Origin of the sequence: Clostridium sp. AM27-31LB, assembly GCF_003480745.1 — a bacterium.
Classification (GTDB): domain Bacteria; phylum Bacillota; class Clostridia; order Lachnospirales; family Lachnospiraceae; genus Butyribacter; species Butyribacter intestini.
Window position 1 is genome coordinate 293,229 of sequence record NZ_QUJS01000004.1, and the last position, 17,495, is coordinate 310,723.

Consider the following 17,495-nt stretch of genomic DNA (forward strand, 5'->3'; position numbering starts at 1 on the left):
TGTTCTCCGAGCGAGAGCGTCCATGAGTCTGAAAACACATCTCCTTCCTTGCGTCAAAGTAATCAATCAAGCAATCCTACAGCTTCGCAATCTCCTTATACTGCTCCTTAAGGCATCCGTAAAGATTTTTATAAATCTCATGGAACTTATCATACTTAGCCTTATTCTCAAGATTTGTCTTACATTCCTTAGCAGGGTCTTTATGTATCATCTTACGGCAGGCATTTTCAACGCTGTCATAGATGCCTGCACCGACACCAGCGAGAATGGCAACACCGAGAGCAGGTCCCTCTGTAGCAGTAACAGTATTAACATCGCATCCGAACATATCAGCCATCATCTGACGCTGGACACCGTTCTTAGCTCCGCCGCCGCAAGCCATCATATCATTAACTTCGACACCCATCTCAGAGAGAATATCCTTGCAGTCAGTAAGAGAGTAGCTGATTCCCTCCATTACCGCACGGACAATATCTGCTTTTGTGTGCATACTTGAAAGTCCGAAAAGAACTCCACGGCAGTCCGGGTCAAGATGTGGTGTACGCTCACCGTTTAAGTAAGGTAGATAGATAAGGCGGTTTGCACCGATAGGTGTCTTTTCAACATCAGCGTTGATAAGGTCATAGACACCACAGCCTTTTTCTTTAGCTTCATCTTTATATCCGACACCCATATTATCAAGATACCATGCAAGTGAATATCCGGCAGCCTGTGTAACTCCCATAACATGCCATGCACCAGGAACGGCACAGCAGAATGTGTGAACTCTGCCCTTAGGGTCGATTGAAATCTTGCTGCTGTGAGCAAAAACGACACCGCTTGTTCCGATAGTAGTAAATGCCTTGCCATCTTCTACAACACCTGTACCAACTGCTGCCGCAGCATTATCCCCGGCACCGCCGACTACAACTGTTGATGTTGAAAGTCCTGTCTTTTCAGCAATTTCAGGTAAAATAGTACCTGTAACCTCAGGTGACTCATAAACCTTTGCGAGAAGACTCTTGTCAATATCAAGTTTTTCGAGGACTTCGTCAGACCACTGTCTCTTTGGAACATCGAGAAGCTGCATACCTGAAGCATCAGATACCTCAGTAGCAAATTCGCCTGTAAGAATATATCTTACATAATCTTTAGGAAGTAAGATATGCTTACACTTTGCATAATTTTCAGGCTCGTTATTTCTTACCCAGAGGATTTTTGAAGCAGTAAATCCTGTAAGTGCAGGGTTTGCAGTAATCTCGATAAGTCTTTCTGCACCGATTTTTTCTGTAATCTCCTCACACTCCTTTTCTGTACGCTGGTCACACCAGATGATTGAAGGGCGGATAACCTCTCCGTTTTCATCAAGCATTACAAGTCCGTGCATCTGACCTGAGATACCAAGTCCCTTTATATCGTCAGCATTTACACCTGACTCTTTAACTACTTTTGCGATAGTTTCAAGGGCAGCGTCGCGCCAGTCCTCAGGTTTCTGCTCTGCCCACCCGTTGTTTGGAGTATAGAGTGGATAATCTTTTCCGGCAGAAGCGATAACATTTCCAGCCTCATCAAAAAGAACAGTCTTAGTTGATGAAGTTCCTAAATCGATACCAATTAAATAATTCATTATAACCTCATTTCTGAGCAAAAAGTCACGAAAGCAGATTTCGCTATAAGCTCATTTCATAACATAAATTAAATCATTAACCTGCTGCTGCTCATATCAGGTACAATAAAAATCAAATTATTTCATCGTACCAAAGTGGAAATAGCAACATTAAGTCAACAGTGACTTGCAGTCAGAAATTAAAACAAAAGGCGATGGCAATATGCCATCGCCCTCAATTAATTAAAGTCAATTGACTGCAATAAAATTTGAAGCTTTTAAAAGATTAAGCAAATGGATTCTCTGTCTTGTAGAGCATTCCCTTTGGCTGGTTAAAGCCGATTTCGTCAACATCTACACCGATGTATTTGAATACTTCGTATAATGTCTTTCCGTAATGACCGAATGCAACAGCTCCATGATGAGGATAGTTGCCCTCGATAAGTACATGACGGTAGAAACGTCCCATCTCAGGAATAGCGAAGATACCGATTGCACCGAATGAACGTGTTGCAACAGGAAGAACTTCACCCTGAGCGATATATCCGCGGAGTTTAGCATCTGCTGTGCTCTGAAGACGGAAGAATGTAATATCTCCAGGAATGATGTCTCCTTCGAGAGTTCCGTTTGTTACTTCGATAGGAAGTGAACGAGCCATAATCTTCTGATACTTCATCTCACAGAATGAAAGCTTGTCTGAAGCTGTGTTTCCACAATGGAATCCCATAAATGTATCTTTCTGTGTGTAATCAAATTTGCCCTTGATATCAGCGTCATAAATATCAGCAGGTACAGTATTGTTGATGTCAAGAAGAGTAGTTGCATCTTCACTTGCAACAGTTCCGATGAACTCGCTGAGTGCTCCGTAAATATCAACCTCACATGAAACTGGGATGCCTCTCTTAGTGAGACGGCTGTTTACATAACAAGGTACGAATCCAAACTGTGTCTGGAATGCAGGCCAGCATTTTCCGGCGATAGTAACATATTTTCTGTAACCCTTGTGGTCTTCAATCCAGTCAAGGAGAGTAAGCTCATACTGAGCAAGTTTCTCAAGGATTTCAGGTTTCTTGTTTCCGGCACCAAGTTCTGCTTCCATATCCTTAACAACATCAGGGATACGCTTATCACCTGCATGGTTGTTGAATGCTTCAAAAAGGTCAAGCTCTGAGTTTTCCTCGATTTCGATGTCAAGGTTGTAAAGCTGTTTGATAGGAGCATTACAAGCAAGGAAGTTCTGTGGACGAGGACCAAAGCTGATAATCTTCAAGTTGCTTAATGCATAAATAGTACGTGCGATAGGTACAAATTCATGAATCATATCTGCACATTCCTCAGCAGTTCCTACAGGATACTCTGGGATATAAGCCTTAACATTACGAAGTTTAAGGTTGTAGCTTGCATTGAGCATACCACAGTAAGCATCACCACGGTTGTCGATAAGACCTCCGTTAAGTCCGTCTTCCTCAGAAGCAGCAACGAACATCTTAGGTCCGTCAAAGTGCTTAGCAAGAAGTGTCTCAGAAATTTCAGGACCGAAGTTTCCAAGGTAAACAACAAGTGCGTTACATCCGGCTTTCTTGATGTCCTCAAGAGCCTGTACCATATGTATTTCGCTTTCTACGATACATACCGGACATTCGTAAATATCCTCAGCATCATATTTGTCTGTGTAAGCCTTTACAAGGTTCTGTCTTCTTGTTACTGAGAGTGACTCTGGGAAACAGTCTCTGCTGACAGCAACGATACCTATTTTCATTTTTGGTAAATTAGTCATTTTAAAATACATCCTTTCCTTATATAAAAAATTTACAGTAAAATTGACGTGCATTTTGCTGTATTTGTTTTCAAAATATATTCTATTACATTTTAGGATATTTTGCAATGAAAAAGAGTAGTAAAATATCAATAAATTGTTTAAAGTGACAATAAAAATCTATTATTATAAAAGTTCTATCGTGATAATTACAATAAAAATCAGAGAATTACTACCATAAATATTAGATTTTATGTCTGTTCACTTGCTAACAGGACAAAAATAGGGTATAACAAATACAATATAAATATTAGAAAATAGTGAAAAAAGAAATACAAATAAAATGCAAATTATGGTTGATTGCGAAATTTTACTATATGTTGTGTTAATTACAGATAATGCTAGTGCACTGACCTGTTGATATTTTGCCAAATAACTTGTATAAATTTCCATCTGCTTTGTTGTCATCAATCGCCGTAGCCCACTACAGCTCATTCTTCCGTCTTGCAGACTGAAAATTTATCCTTAGTTATTTAGCTAAAAGTCAGCAGGTCAGCACACTAGTTTCGCAAATATCTATTTTAATAAAAATGAAATGAAAGGCGTGTTATGGCTCAGAAAATAGTTGAGATTGCGGATTTGAAAACAGGTGGAAAAAATGATGAGCTGGTTACTTATGCACTTGGTTCATGTGTCGGGATATGTATGTACGATGAAAGGCTGCATATAGGTGGTCTGCTGCACGCAATGCTCCCCGATGCTTATGCCGGGTCTATGGAACATATGGATGGTCGTCGGGATATGTGCCCTGAAAGATATGTAAATACAGGAATTGAAAGATTATACAAAACATTATGTGTTCGTGGAGCAGACAGTGGAAATTTAAAAGTAAAAATTATTGGTGGTGCCAATATGTTTAGTTTTGATTTTTCGAATAAAAATATGGACATAGGAACCCAGAATGTTATACAATCAAAGAGGATACTTTCAGAAATGGGGATACCGGTTGTTGCACAGATGACTGGGGGAACGGTTGGCAGAACCATACGTTTTTGTCCGGGGGATGCAAGGGTATTCATAAATGCAACAGATGGAACTAAACATATTATTTAGCAGGTGTTTGCGAAACTAATTATATGTTGTGTTAATCGCAGGTTATGATAGTTTCGCAAATATCTAAATCATTTAGCCAAGAAAGGAGCATACAATGGTAAAACATATTATTTTGTGGCAGTTAAAAGAGGATATTGAGGATAAAGAGAGCGTAAAAAAAGGAATTAAAGAAAATCTTGAGTCGCTTGTGGGAAAAGTACCGGGACTTTTAAAGGTTAATGTTGTAATTGACGGACTTGGCTCGTCAAATGCTGATGTTATGCTCGATTGTGAGCTTGACAGTGAGGAGTCGCTTAAAGGTTATCAGAAGCATCCGGCTCATGTTGCCGTGGCAGACACTTATGTAAGACCGTACACGGCGGTAAGGATGTGCATGGATTATGAAATTTAACAGTAGCAGACAGCAGAGCGTACCACGAATATCTGCCTTGTTGCAAATCTTACAGGCAGTCTTATGATGGGGCTGCCTGTAATCATTAATCACATGTTTTAGACAAGTGGAACGGATATTCACAATTTGCACTGCTATTCCGTAACAGTTCAGCCTTTCATTTCTTACATTCATAAACCTGCCAGCGAGCTGTCAGTCGCTGCTTTGCAGCTTATGTTTACTCATTTCAGAAATGAAAGGCTATTCTACCATAAAAAGGTACTTAACAATATAATGAACAAGCTCATTGTATTGCCAATTATCTTTTTATGGCTGAACTGTTACGCTGTTCCTTGGTAATATTAAAATTACGCAAGGATTAAAGCAGACAGCAATATAGAAATCTTTATCATTATATGGAGTATAAATCCTTTAAGACCAACAAAAAAATGAATTAGTAAATTATCTGCGAACAAAAATGTAAATGCACAACTAAAAACAGCAAATCATAAATACATAACAAAAAGGAAGAGAAATAGTAAGGATAACAACGGAATGAACAGTAACAACATAAATGACAATGATAACGGCAAGGATGACCAAAATGTGCTGTGTGACAGCATATATCAGAGAAGAAGCATAAGAAAATATAAGAAAGAGGAGATTTCAGGCGAGATACTTGAAAAAATCCTTGATGCAGCGAGAGTTGCACCATCCGGTAAAAACAGACAGCCATGGAAATTTCTTGTATATGGTGGTGAAGAAAAGAAAGAAATTTTAAAAAAGATGCGTGCAGGCATAAAGCGTGAGTTAAAAGAACCTTTGTTTAAAGACTCAAAAAGACTGCTGCCGGATGCGGACAATACGCTTCGCATAATGATGAGTGCACCTATAGTGGTATTTGTATTAAATACAAACGGTGTAAGTCCTATGGAAACGATAGATATGGATGGCAGATTTACGGAGATATGTGATAGTCTCTCAATCGGTGCGGCAATAGAAAATATGTTGCTTCGTGCACAGCAGCTTGGTGTCGGTTCACTTTGGATAGGCAATACCTGTTTCGCCTATAAAGAACTTACGGATTACATAGGCAAGAGTGGACAGCTTATCGGAGCGGTTGCACTTGGATATCCCGATGAAAGTCCTGATGCAAGACCACGCAAAAAACTTAAGGATATTGTAGAGTATCATATCGGGTAGGAAGGCATATGATTTCGAGATTATCAATGATACACTACACTAGGAGCAGATTTAAAATAAGTCGTTGCTGGCCGCATCGTAGTTGTAAACAATAAGTCGATTTTAATCATTTTCGGGGAAGTCTTGTTTCTTGTAGTAAAAAATGTAAAGTGGTATTATAAAGATGTAAGTGTCAAAAACAGACAGTCATGGAACAAACCGTGGCATCAGTTTTGTTAAATGACATTTTGACAAAAGTTATTGATACATTACACTAGTGTACTGACCTGTTCACATTTAGCTAAATAACTTGCCTGAATTTTCATCTGCTGCGTTGTAATCAATTGCCGTAGCCCGCTACGGCTCATTCTTCCGCCTTGCAGAATGAAAAATTCATTCTGCGTCATTTGGCTAAATAGCAACATGCCATTACACTGGATAATAAGTGAAAAAGTATGGACAGTATCAGATGATATATGTCCGGCACAATAGTGTGCTCTCGAAATGTTTCGTTTTGAGAAGATACCGAGAGTACATCAATAAAGAAAGGTAGGAGAGTATGTACGAAAACGAAATTGAAAATATCGCATCACGCGGTACAAATGAAGAAATTTATTACGGTTTATTAGAGCTTACTAAAAATGCAATGCAGCAGAGGGGAAAGATTGAGGGAAAGAAGAAACTCTATTATATCTCAGCAGAGTTTCTTATAGGAAAGCTTTTATCAAACAATCTTATAAATCTTGGACTTTATGACCAGGTAGAAGATGCTCTTAAAAAGCATGGAAAGAGCATGGCGGAGATTGAGGAGATTGAGCCTGAACCATCACTTGGAAACGGCGGACTCGGAAGACTTGCCGCCTGCTTCCTCGACTCTATAGCAACGCTTGGTTTAAACGGTGACGGTGTCGGAATAAATTACCATCTCGGACTTTTCAAGCAGGAGTTTGATAAAAATCTTCAGAAAGAAGTTCCAAACCCATGGATAAAGGACAAAAGCTGGCTTAGAAGAACAGATACAAGCTATGAGGTCATTTTTGGCGGACTCAGAGTAAATTCCGTTATGTATGAGATAGATGTGACTGGTTATGATAATAAGTGCAATACATTAAAACTTTTTGATATTGACAGCGTTGATGAAAATATCGTTCAGGGAGAAAGCATTTATTTCAACAAAGAGGATATAAGAAAAAATCTTACATTGTTCCTCTATCCTGATGACAGTGACTATCAGGGACAGCTCCTTAGAATATACCAGCAGTATTTCATGGTAAGCAATGCCGCACAGCTTATTATTGATGAAGCGGCTGCAAAGGGAAGTAATCTCTATGACCTTGCCGATTATGCGGTTGTCCAGATAAACGATACACATCCTACGATGGTAATCCCTGAACTTATCAGACTTCTTGTCAAGAAGGGCATTGATATGGATAAGGCAATCGATATAGTAAGCAGTATGTGTGCATACACAAACCACACGATACTTGCGGAAGCACTTGAAAAATGGCCTGTTTGGTTCCTTGACAAAGTTGTTCCACAGCTTATGCCTATCATTAAGATGCTTGATGTAAAAGTAAAAGAAAAATATAATAACAATCCTGAACTTGCAATTATAGATGAAAATCAGCAGGTGCACATGGCAAGGATAGATATGCATTATGGATTTAGTGTAAACGGTGTTGCCGCACTTCATACTGAAATCCTTAAAAACAGCGAGTTAAAACCGTTTTATGATATTTATCCAAACAAATTTAACAATAAGACAAACGGTATAACATTTAGAAGATGGCTTCTTCACAGCAACCATGAACTTACCGGGCTTATCTCATCAAAGATAGGTGACGGCTTTAAGAAAGATGCAAATGAACTTGAAAAACTTATGCAGTTTAAGGATGATGAAGCCGTACTTAAAGCAATTACCGATATAAAAATGACTAAGAAGAAAGAATTTAAAGATTATCTTCTTAAGAAAGAAAATATTGAGATAGATGAAAACTCTATTATAGATGTTCAGGTAAAGAGACTTCATGAGTATAAGAGACAGCAGATGAATGCACTATATATTATTCATAAATATATGGATATAAAGGCAGGTAACAAACCGGCAAGACCGATTACATTTGTATTTGGAGCAAAGGCGGCACCGGCATACACTATCGCTAAAGACATTATTCATCTTATACTCTGTCTGTCAAAAGTTATAGAGAATGATCCTGAGGTAAGCCCATACCTTAAAGTGGTAATGCTTGAAAATTACAATGTAACATATGCAGAGAAGATAATACCGGCAGCAGATATTTCAGAGCAGATTTCGCTTGCATCAAAAGAAGCCAGCGGAACGAGCAACATGAAATTTATGTTAAACGGTGCCGTGACTCTTGGAACAGAGGATGGTGCAAATGTCGAGATACATGAACTTGTAGGCGATGATAATATCTATATATTTGGTGAAAAGAGTGATACGGTTATTGAGCATTATGCAAAAGCCGATTATTCAGCAGAAAAGATTTATGATGAAGATCCGGAGATAGCAAAACTTGTTGACTTTATCATTGATAAAAAGATGTTTGCGGTCGGAAATAAGAAGAGTCTTATCAGACTTTACATGGAGATAGTGACAAAAGATTGGTTTATGACACTATTAGACATAAAAGATTATATCCGTGTCAAAGAGCAGGTGTTTAAGGATTATGAGGACAGAGCTGCATGGAGCAGAAAAATGATAAAGAATATAGCTATGGCAGGTTTCTTCTCATCTGACAGAACGATAGCACAGTACAATGATGACATATGGCATCTTGACTAGAACGGTATGTAAAATGAATGTAAAATCTATTGTATCGCCCGAAGTATTGTTTATAATGTTACTTGTAGCAGCGGCGGGATATTTTATAATGAGTAAAATAGTAAATAAGAAATACGGTTATACTAAGAAAAGAGAAAAAGAACTGGAAAATATTGATGAAAAGAAAGGCGGCAGTTTATGAAGAAAATTGGATTTTTAACAAGCGGTGGAGATTGCCAGAGCTTAAATGCAACTATGCGTGGTGTTGCAAAAACATTGTACCAGACATATTCTGATGTGGAGATTTACGGTATCATTGAGGGTTATAAAGGACTTATCTATGGAAATTACAGAAAAATGAAACCGAGTGATTTTTCAGGGATTCTTACCGAGGGAGGAACCATAATCGGAACATCAAGACAGCCGTTTAAGAAGATGCGTGAGCCTGATGAGAACGGACTTGATAAAGTTGAGGCAATGAAGTCAAACTACAGAAAGTGGGGACTTGACTGTCTTGTAATACTTGGCGGAAACGGTACTCATAAGACAGCAAACCTTTTGAGTGAGGAGGGCTTAAATGTAGTCACACTTCCAAAAACTATCGACAATGACATCTGGGGAACAGATATAACATTTGGTTTCCAGAGTGCCGTAAACATAGCTACAAATGCGATAGACTGTATTCACACGACAGCCGCATCGCACAGCAGGGTATTTATTGTCGAGGTTATGGGTCATAAAGTAGGCTGGCTTACACTTCATGCCGGAATTGCAGGAGGGGCAGATATAATTCTTCTTCCTGAGATACCATATGACATAAATTCGGTTGTTGCAGCACTTGACAAGAGAACAAAAGAGGGAAAGCGTTTTTCAATCCTTGCAGTAGCAGAAGGGGCAATATCAAAAGAAGATGCAGCACTTTCAAAGAAAGAACTTAAGGCAAAGAGAAAGGCAAATCCATATCCGTCAATATCTTATCAGATAGGAAAAGAGATTGAGGAGAGAACGGGACAGGAAGTAAGGATTACAGTTCCCGGACATATGCAGCGTGGTGGCGAGCCTTGCCCATATGACAGAGTTATATCGAGCAGACTAGGTGCGGCAGCAGCAAGACTTATCATCAAAGAAAAATATGGTTATATGGTAGGTTTTAAAGATGGCGAGATAGTTCCGGTTCCGCTTGGTGAGGTAGCAGGAAAACTTAAGATGGTCGATCCTGACTCGTCAATAATAAAAGAAGCAAAAGGTTTAGGAATCTGTTTCGGGGATTAAATGGATTTCAGTTTTGAAAACTAAGAAATAAAGGGGCAATCCAAGGTTGCCCCTAAATTTACCTAAAAAGGAGTATTATGTCTTATACGGCTTTATACAGAAAATTCCGTCCCGGTGAATTTGACGAGGTCAAGGGACAGGATCATATAGTTACAACTTTAAAAAATGAGATAAGGACTGACCGTATCGGGCATGCTTATCTTTTTTGCGGTACAAGGGGAACCGGTAAGACAACGGTTGCTAAGATACTTGCAAAAGCAGTCAATTGTGAACATCCGGTAGACGGAAGTCCCTGCGGTGAGTGTGAGATGTGCAAAAAGATAAGCAGCCAGACTTCGATGAATGTTATTGAGATGGATGCGGCATCAAACAACAGCGTAGATGATATAAGAGAGATAATAGATGAGGTACAGTATTCTCCGGCAGAGGGAAAATATAAGGTATATATTATCGATGAGGTTCATATGTTATCAGCGGCGGCATTTAACGCACTGCTTAAAACTCTCGAGGAGCCGCCGGCATATGTTATATTCATATTGGCTACCACTGAGGCACACAAGATACCTATAACGATATTGTCAAGATGCCAGCGTTACGACTTCAAGAGAATATCAATAGACACGATAGCCGACAGATTAAAAGACCTTATGCAGCGTGAGCAGATAGAAGTGGAGGAGAAAGCACTTAGATATATTGCAAAAGTCGCAGACGGCTCAATGCGTGATGCACTCAGCCTTTTAGACCAGTGTATAGCTTTTTACCTCGGTGAAAAACTTACATACGATAAAGCTATAGAAGTGCTTGGTGCAGTCGATACGGCGGTATATAGCCGTATGTTTAACTGCATGGCAGAACTTGATGTTATGGGTTGTGTAAAACTTCTTGACGAGATAATGATATCGGGCAGGGATTTAAATCAGTTTATAACAGGTCTTATATGGTATTTGAGAAATCTTATGATAATATCAGTGTCATCAGCCGGGCGTGAGATGGTCGATGCGTCAACCGAACAGCTTGAACAGATGGAACAGGAAACAAAAAAAGTTGACGAGACAGGTCTTATAAGGTATATTCGTATATTATCAGAGTTATCGAATCAGATAAAATATGCAACTCAGAAGCGTGTACTTACCGAGGTTACTTTTGTAAAGCTCTGTGTACCTCAGATGGAGAAAAACACGCAGGATGACAGTGTTATTGCAAGGCTTGATGCTTTAGAAAAGAAGCTTGAAAATGGCATTGTAGTAAATTCTTCAAGTGCAGAAAATATGGATACAGTTTATGCTGCAAAAGCCAATAAAGAGACGCCTGAGGAAAATAAGCCTAAGGTGGAACTTCCCAAGATGGTATCGGATGACATGAAAAAGATAAATGAAAAGTGGGGACAGATAGTCTCAGGATTGTCAGTTACTGCTAAGTCATTTTTGTCACCGGACATATGCAAAAAGACAGTATCACAGGATGGGCAGACCCTTATATTGCAATTTACGGATGCGACGGCAGAAGCGTATTTCAATATGGACGAGAAGAAAAATCTTGATGAATTAAAAATTCTCATATCAAATATCGTAGGAGTTGATGCCGGGATAATGGTAGAACTTGTAAGTCCTGAGCAGAGCAGAAATTCTCTGGATTTATCTGATTTAATCGATAAAATAAACTTTGATGTGCAGTTTAAAAAATAAAGGACTGGATGAAATTTAATAATGCTTCCGAAATGAAAGTCAGGAAGATAAAAACAGTCAACAAAAATAATTTATGGAGGAAGATAGAATGGCAAAGAGAGGTGGATTTCCAGGTGGTGGAATGCCGGGAAATATGAACAATCTTATGAAACAGGCTCAGCGTATGCAGAGACAGATGGAAGAAAAGACGAAGGAAATGGAAGAAAAAGAGTGGGAAGCAACAGCCGGCGGTGGAGCTGTAACGGTTAAAATTTCCGGAAAGAAAGAAGTTTTATCAGTAAAACTCGACCCTGAAGTTGTTGATCCTGACGATATAGAGATGCTTGAAGATCTTATAGTAGCTGCAACAAATGAAGCACTCCGCAAAGTAGAGGAAGAAAGTTCGGAAATGATGTCAGCACTTACAGGTGGACTTGGCGGAGGTCTCGGAGGTCTGTTCTAAGATGGATTTTTACAGTTCGCAGATATTAACTCTTGTTGAGCAGCTCTCACATTTGCCGGGTATAGGAAATAAATCGGCACAAAGACTTGCGTTTCATATACTAAATATGCCGCAGGAGCAGGTCAAGGGGCTTGCCGATGCAATGACAAACGCAAAGAAAAATGTAAAATATTGCAAGGAATGCTGCACATATACGGATGATGAACTTTGTCCTATATGTGCTAATCCTAAGCGCAATCATAAGCAGATAATGGTCGTTGAAAACACGAGAGATTTGGCTGCTTATGAAAAAACAGGAAAATATGAGGGAGTGTACCATGTGCTTCACGGAGCAATCTCACCAATGGCGGGCATAGGACCGCAGGATATAAGACTCAGTGAACTTATGGTGCGGCTTCAGAAAGATGTGGACGAAGTCATAGTCGCCACCAATAAAACGCTTGAGGGTGACACGACAGCAACATATATAAGCAAACTTATAAAGCCGCTGGGGGTGAAAGTGAGCCGTATTGCAAGTGGAGTTCCTATAGGGGGAGATTTAGAGTATATTGACGAGATTACGCTTTATCGAGCTTTAGAGGGGCGTACAGACATGTAAAGACCGCTGGAGATAAAATCAGCAAGCCTCATGACAGTGTTAAGGTGTGTTGTCTGCAAAGTTGCAATATTATTGATACCGCTTTCATTAACGATTCCGGTAATATAAATATCACCCACCTGCGGAAGACTCTTTCCCGTGCCTATGCCGGGAGAAAGCGAGCCTTTACCGAGAGTGACACAACCCACATGAGAGTTTGTACCAAGAGAAGAATCAAGAGCAATGATGTACGGATTTCGTATAGTTGCTCTTATTTTTTTTATCGTCGTATTGAGATTTTTTGCATGAACGGGATTATTCAAAGTGCCATATATGGAAATATCTGAACTTTTTAAAAGAGATGAAAGTTTATGACCGACAAGCGGACCAAGACAATCTCCTATGACTCTGTCAGAACCAATACAAAGTATGACAAGATGTTTATTTAAAGAAAAACATTCTTTATAACAGCTTTTTAAAGTGTGTATAAAATGAAAAGAAGCAAGAGAAGTTTCAGGGTTAAAATAAGAGACTTTAGTTTCTTTTAACATATTCATTAAAATTATCCAACCTTTCAAAAAAGATATTATATAAATAATATTCCACATAAAAATAAAAATATTCATTAACCAGGTGAGGGATTTTGACAAAATTTTTCTGTCGGAAATGTTATCGTAATCCTAAAAGAGTACATGGTAAAGGATAGGGGGATGAAATTGTGGAAGATATGATACATAAGTATGTGAAAAAACCGGAAAATATCCGTCAGATAGGGGAAAGCCCGTATTCCGGACCGATTTATATAGAAGATTATGTTATGACTTATATAAGACAGATATTTAAGGAACAGAGTGAGGAAAAGATAATACTGATGCTCGGAAAAGAGGGGGAGGAACTTGCAAAAGGCAGTACATTTATATATGGTGCAATAGGGGTGGATTTTAATGTTACGGATGCAGTTACTGACATATCAGAAAAAGACTGGAGTGAAGCATATGAGAAAATATATAAATACTTTCCCGGAGTGACAGTGATGGGCTGGGTGTGTGGTGTTTATATGTGGAACAGCAAAGTTGATGCGACGATAAATATAATTCAAAGAAAATATTTTTCTAAGGAAAGCAATATATTGTTCCTGTTTGACCTGTCAGAATGTGAAGAAAAAATATTTAAGTGGAAAGATGGAAATCTAAAGGAACAGACGGGATATTATGTTTATTATGAAAAAAATCCGCAGATGCAGGATTTTGTGCTCGGAGAAAATCAAAATGAAAGTGTAGACAGAGAGTATGATGATGTTGTCACCGAAGTGATACGCGATAGGGTAAATAAAAACGAAAAGAAAGATTCTGTTTCTAAGACGGCAATAGCTGCACTTACGATGGCGATTGCATTTATGTTTGTCATCGGCGGAAATTATATGATTGAGAGTGTTTCAAAAATAAACAGTCTTGAGGACAGTGTGGATGTATTGCAGGGATATGTAAAAACGACATATGGAGATGATGACAATAGTAAAAATGTTTCGGGAGCAGGAATAGGGGCAGAATGGGACAAAGAAGAAAATGCAGATAAAGCGGAAAATGCAAAGAAAATAAGTATGACAAAGGAAAAAACAGGAAATAGCGTACAGTCATCAGATACCGAAAAAAAGAGAAAAAGTAATGATAAAAATACAGGTATCGGAAAAAATAATAGTTTAAGTACAGCACGAAGAGACAGGTTAAAAAGAAAGAAAACGGCAGGAAAAGTGAATAAAATTAAAAAAACAGGAAAGATGTCTAAGGCTGCAAGACAGACGATAAATAACAGAAAAAATATAAAGCGAATAACAGGTTCGCACAGAAACTATGAAGAATACAAAGTAAAAGAGGGCGATACATTAAGTACGATAGTATGGAGACAGTACCATACATTGAAGAAAATGAATATGGTAAAAAGGGTAAACAGAATACAAAATAGTGATAATATAAGAGAAGGACAAGTTATAAAACTTCCGGCAAGATAATTAATAAGCTGCCGTATAAATCTGCAGTGCTAATTAGAGAAAAAGCTAATTTTTTAGTTTTATTGAACTGTTTCTGATAAAGTAACAGTTCAGCCCCTCGTTTATTACATTCGTAAACCTGCCAGTAAGCTGTCAGTCGCTGCTATGCAGCTTGTGTTTACTTCATTTCATAAATGAAAGGCTATTCCGCCCCAAAAAACAAGTTAATAATACATTGAGCAAGCTCATGTATTATTGACTTATGTTTTTTTGGCTGAACTGTTACCTGATAAAGATGGAATATTATATAGAATATTGCAATGCCAAAAAAGATAAGTTATACTCTCTATTAGAATGATTAACTGCTGTTTATGTTAGCAGGTGATTGCAAAACTAATTATATGTGATATTTGCACGCTTCAATTACGGATTATTATAGTTTTGCAAATACATATTATTTAAAACAGTAACGGGAGTGGGAAGAAGGCTGAAAATCAAAAAATTCCCACTATGCACAAAAAGTGCAGTAATGGAGAATAGTGTGAAAATCATATATAATATTTCACACTATGCACAAAAAACATGTGCAGAAATGAGGATTAATATGGAAAGTTTAGTAGGGCGTTCTCAAAATGTGGCAGCAATAATAGAGAGAAAAAAGAAGAATAAAAAAGCATTTTTCATATCGGCTGGAATAATCATACTTGCAGCAGTTTTACTCGGTGCGATATACAATTATTATATTAATATAAAATATAATGGGTACAAAATAGAGGAAAGAAGCAGCATAAAAAATAAAAATTCAGCTTCTTATGCCAGCTACAATGATTATATACTGAAATACAGCAAAGACGGAATAGTGGCACAGGATGCTTCGGGAAAAGAGCTGTGGAACGGCAGCTATGACATGGCATCATCGGCAATAGATATATGTGGAGAATATGTGGTAGTCGCTGATGTGGGAGAGAAAAATTTCATAGTTTATAATGGGGATGATTCAGGAAAGGAAATAACGACAGATTATCCCATAGTTCAGGCAGAAGTATCAAAACAAGGGGTTGTTGCCGTATTACTTGAAGAATCATCTTCAAATGTTATAAGAATTTATAATCCTTATGATGTGCAGAATAAGCTTTTGGCAGAGATACCGACAAATATTGATGACGGTTACCCGGTATCAATAGATATATCTGACGACGGAGTAAATGTGGCAGCAGTATTTGTAAGCGTAAATGACAGTAAGATACAGAGCAGAGTCGCATTTTATGATTTTTCGGATGTAGGGAAGAACAGCAATTTCCTTGTGGGTGCCCAGGTTTACAATGACAAGCTCATATCAGAAGTAAAGTATCTGAATGATAATGATGTATGTGTATTTGGAGAAGACGGGTATTGTGTATGGACTAATCTGCGTCAGCCGAAAGTTAAATTTCAAAAAAAATATGGAACATCAATAAAAAGTGCGTTTTATAATTCAAAATATATTGGTGTAATACTTGATGCTGATGATGGAAACAAAAATGAACTGGAAGTATTTGAACTGTCAGGAAAAAGAAAGTTAAAGATTGAATTAAGTGAACAGTATAAGCAGGTACAGTTAAATGATAACAATGAAATAATGTTAAATTCTGATTCAAAATGTGTTATTTATAAAATGAATGGGATAAAAAAATTTTCAAGTGATATTAAAGGTAAAGTAGAATATTTTTACGCTTCAGGAGACAATAAATGTTATTATCTTATACTTGAAAATGAAATTCAAAAAATAAAATTGAAAAAAATTAAAAAAAGGGGTTGACGAATCCAAAATAAAGAGTTATACTAGCAAAGCACTGTTGAGAGAGCAACAAACTTAAACAGTTTGGAGAGGTATCGAAGTGGTCATAACGAGGCGGTCTTGAAAACCGTTTGTCCGCAAGGGCGCGTGGGTTCGAATCCCACCCTCTCCGCTCAGATCTCTATATAGAGTAGTAATGGTATAGAGATTTATTTTTTGCTTATTTTTAAACTAAATATTGTATTTATGTATGCGATTAGAGTTGTGTACATAAGTTGAAAGACGAGTTAAGACTCGTATCTTATCTGTTATGGAGAGGTATCGAAGTGGTCATAACGAGGCGGTCTTGAAAACCGTTTGTCCGCAAGGGCGCGTGGGTTCGAATCCCACCCTCTCCGCTGTGGTTGAATCCACTATATAAAGTAGTTTTTTATACGGCTGGAAAGTGAGAGATAAAAAATGAAAAAAGGTGTTGACAACAACAGTGAAATGTTGTAAGATACATATCGCTGTCGCAGAAAGCGATAAGAAACAAAGTGTGAAAGCATGAGGTTTCTTGCTGGTGCGAAAGCAGGAAATCAAAAAGATTTCCAAGATTTTATTTTTTGAAAGACTTCAAAAAATAAAATAAAAAAGTTCTTGACAAGCTAAAGCAAAAGTGATAAGATATATATCGCTGACGCAAACAGCAAGTCAGTAACACTGATAAAGAAATGTCAGTGCAAAAAAAGGTCGGATGAAGACCTGGAACATTGATAATTGAACAGTAAAACAACCCTGAAAATTCTAAAATAAATTTTCAAAGTTCTTATCTAACACATGCAGATAAGAACATGCGAGGTAAATCGGATTTCTTAATGAAATTCAGACGCGAAGTTGTAAAACAACTTCTAATGACAAAGTTGATTAAAATTTTGTCTATGCCAAGTTTTACTTGGACAGGTCAAAACTTAAACATGAGAGT

General features: G+C 37.9%; 14 protein-coding genes and 2 tRNA genes. 13 read left to right on the top strand and 3 right to left on the bottom strand.

From position 1 onward, the window contains the following. Positions 1 to 76: 76 nt before the first annotated feature. Both xylB and DW721_RS08400 read right to left on the bottom strand, forming a co-directional pair. Positions 77 to 1,606: a xylulokinase gene (gene xylB, locus DW721_RS08395; RefSeq protein ID WP_182436273.1), complete on the bottom strand. Its 1,530-nt coding sequence runs from the start codon at positions 1,604 to 1,606 to the stop codon at positions 77 to 79. A gap of 265 nt (positions 1,607 to 1,871) precedes the next feature. Beyond that, positions 1,872 to 3,362 (bottom strand): L-fucose/L-arabinose isomerase family protein, encoded by a 1,491-nt coding sequence (locus DW721_RS08400; protein ID WP_055941115.1) that lies wholly within the window; start codon positions 3,360 to 3,362, stop codon positions 1,872 to 1,874. A gap of 588 nt (positions 3,363 to 3,950) precedes the next feature. On the opposite strand from DW721_RS08400, the gene DW721_RS08405 reads away from it, so the two are divergent. From DW721_RS08405 to recR, 9 genes are all read left to right on the top strand, one after another. Then, complete coding sequence (locus tag DW721_RS08405) at positions 3,951 to 4,454, top strand: chemotaxis protein CheD (RefSeq protein WP_118745466.1); 504 nt, start codon at positions 3,951 to 3,953, stop codon at positions 4,452 to 4,454. 94 nt (positions 4,455 to 4,548) lie between these two features. Next, positions 4,549 to 4,845 (top strand): Dabb family protein, encoded by a 297-nt coding sequence (locus tag DW721_RS08410; RefSeq protein ID WP_055941119.1) that lies wholly within the window; start codon positions 4,549 to 4,551, stop codon positions 4,843 to 4,845. Positions 4,846 to 5,379: 534 nt separating this feature from the next. After that, on the top strand, positions 5,380 to 6,027 hold the full coding sequence (locus tag DW721_RS08415) for a nitroreductase family protein (RefSeq protein WP_118745467.1): 648 nt from the start codon (positions 5,380 to 5,382) through the stop codon (positions 6,025 to 6,027). A 538-nt stretch (positions 6,028 to 6,565) separates the two neighbouring features. Beyond that, on the top strand, positions 6,566 to 8,812 hold the full coding sequence (locus DW721_RS08420) for a glycogen/starch/alpha-glucan phosphorylase (RefSeq protein ID WP_055941121.1): 2,247 nt from the start codon (positions 6,566 to 6,568) through the stop codon (positions 8,810 to 8,812). Then, positions 8,805 to 8,993, top strand: a complete 189-nt coding sequence (locus DW721_RS15905; RefSeq protein ID WP_147354214.1) for a hypothetical protein — start codon at positions 8,805 to 8,807, stop codon at positions 8,991 to 8,993. Before DW721_RS08420 ends, DW721_RS15905 begins: the two co-directional genes overlap by 8 nt. Next, positions 8,990 to 10,063, top strand: coding sequence for an ATP-dependent 6-phosphofructokinase (locus tag DW721_RS08425; protein WP_055941123.1), 1,074 nt, complete (start codon positions 8,990 to 8,992; stop codon positions 10,061 to 10,063). The genes DW721_RS15905 and DW721_RS08425 overlap by 4 nt, the downstream gene beginning before the upstream one ends. Before the next feature lie 77 nt (positions 10,064 to 10,140). Continuing rightward, positions 10,141 to 11,748 (top strand): DNA polymerase III subunit gamma/tau, encoded by a 1,608-nt coding sequence (gene dnaX, locus DW721_RS08430; RefSeq protein ID WP_055941125.1) that lies wholly within the window; start codon positions 10,141 to 10,143, stop codon positions 11,746 to 11,748. Between the two features lie 88 nt (positions 11,749 to 11,836). Continuing rightward, positions 11,837 to 12,190, top strand: a complete 354-nt coding sequence (locus DW721_RS08435) for a YbaB/EbfC family nucleoid-associated protein (protein WP_022013337.1) — start codon at positions 11,837 to 11,839, stop codon at positions 12,188 to 12,190. A gap of 1 nt (position 12,191) precedes the next feature. Then, positions 12,192 to 12,788 carry a recombination mediator RecR gene (gene recR / locus DW721_RS08440; RefSeq protein WP_022013338.1) on the top strand — a complete coding sequence of 199 codons (597 nt, stop codon included), beginning with the start codon at positions 12,192 to 12,194 and terminating at the stop codon, positions 12,786 to 12,788. On the opposite strand, the gene yyaC is transcribed toward recR, so the two are convergent. Further along, on the bottom strand, positions 12,755 to 13,324 hold the full coding sequence (gene yyaC, locus DW721_RS08445; protein ID WP_022013339.1) for a spore protease YyaC: 570 nt from the start codon (positions 13,322 to 13,324) through the stop codon (positions 12,755 to 12,757). The genes recR and yyaC overlap by 34 nt on opposite strands. A 170-nt stretch (positions 13,325 to 13,494) precedes the next feature. On the opposite strand from yyaC, the gene DW721_RS08450 reads away from it, so the two are divergent. The 4 genes from DW721_RS08450 to DW721_RS08465 all read left to right on the top strand — a co-directional run bounded on the left by DW721_RS08450 (position 13,495) and on the right by DW721_RS08465 (position 16,929). Then, a complete protein-coding gene (locus DW721_RS08450; RefSeq protein WP_243035975.1) occupies positions 13,495 to 14,775 on the top strand; it encodes a LysM domain-containing protein in 1,281 nt (426 codons plus the stop codon). 583 nt (positions 14,776 to 15,358) lie between these two features. After that, positions 15,359 to 16,552: a DUF5711 family protein gene (locus tag DW721_RS08455; RefSeq protein WP_147355392.1), complete on the top strand. Its 1,194-nt coding sequence runs from the start codon at positions 15,359 to 15,361 to the stop codon at positions 16,550 to 16,552. 65 nt (positions 16,553 to 16,617) lie between these two features. Further along, positions 16,618 to 16,703: transfer RNA gene (locus DW721_RS08460), tRNA-Ser, on the top strand. A 140-nt stretch (positions 16,704 to 16,843) separates the two neighbouring features. Then, positions 16,844 to 16,929, top strand: a tRNA-Ser gene (locus tag DW721_RS08465). Positions 16,930 to 17,495 lie beyond the last annotated feature (566 nt).

Excerpts from the sequence above, each read along its gene's own strand:
- DW721_RS08405 (WP_118745466.1), top strand. The coding sequence starts at position 3,951 with ATGGCTCAGAAAATAGTTGAGATTGCGGATTTGAAAACAGGTGGAAAA.
- yyaC (WP_022013339.1), bottom strand. The coding sequence starts at position 13,324 with ATGAATATGTTAAAAGAAACTAAAGTCTCTTATTTTAACCCTGAAACT.
- DW721_RS08450 (WP_243035975.1), top strand. The coding sequence starts at position 13,495 with ATGATACATAAGTATGTGAAAAAACCGGAAAATATCCGTCAGATAGGG.
- DW721_RS08435 (WP_022013337.1), top strand. The coding sequence starts at position 11,837 with ATGGCAAAGAGAGGTGGATTTCCAGGTGGTGGAATGCCGGGAAATATG.
- DW721_RS08400 (WP_055941115.1), bottom strand. The coding sequence starts at position 3,362 with ATGACTAATTTACCAAAAATGAAAATAGGTATCGTTGCTGTCAGCAGA.
- DW721_RS08410 (WP_055941119.1), top strand. The coding sequence starts at position 4,549 with ATGGTAAAACATATTATTTTGTGGCAGTTAAAAGAGGATATTGAGGAT.
- dnaX (WP_055941125.1), top strand. The coding sequence starts at position 10,141 with ATGTCTTATACGGCTTTATACAGAAAATTCCGTCCCGGTGAATTTGAC.
- xylB (WP_182436273.1), bottom strand. The coding sequence starts at position 1,606 with ATGAATTATTTAATTGGTATCGATTTAGGAACTTCATCAACTAAGACT.
- DW721_RS08425 (WP_055941123.1), top strand. The coding sequence starts at position 8,990 with ATGAAGAAAATTGGATTTTTAACAAGCGGTGGAGATTGCCAGAGCTTA.
- DW721_RS08415 (WP_118745467.1), top strand. The coding sequence starts at position 5,380 with ATGAACAGTAACAACATAAATGACAATGATAACGGCAAGGATGACCAA.
- DW721_RS08420 (WP_055941121.1), top strand. The coding sequence starts at position 6,566 with ATGTACGAAAACGAAATTGAAAATATCGCATCACGCGGTACAAATGAA.
- recR (WP_022013338.1), top strand. The coding sequence starts at position 12,192 with ATGGATTTTTACAGTTCGCAGATATTAACTCTTGTTGAGCAGCTCTCA.
- DW721_RS08455 (WP_147355392.1), top strand. The coding sequence starts at position 15,359 with ATGGAAAGTTTAGTAGGGCGTTCTCAAAATGTGGCAGCAATAATAGAG.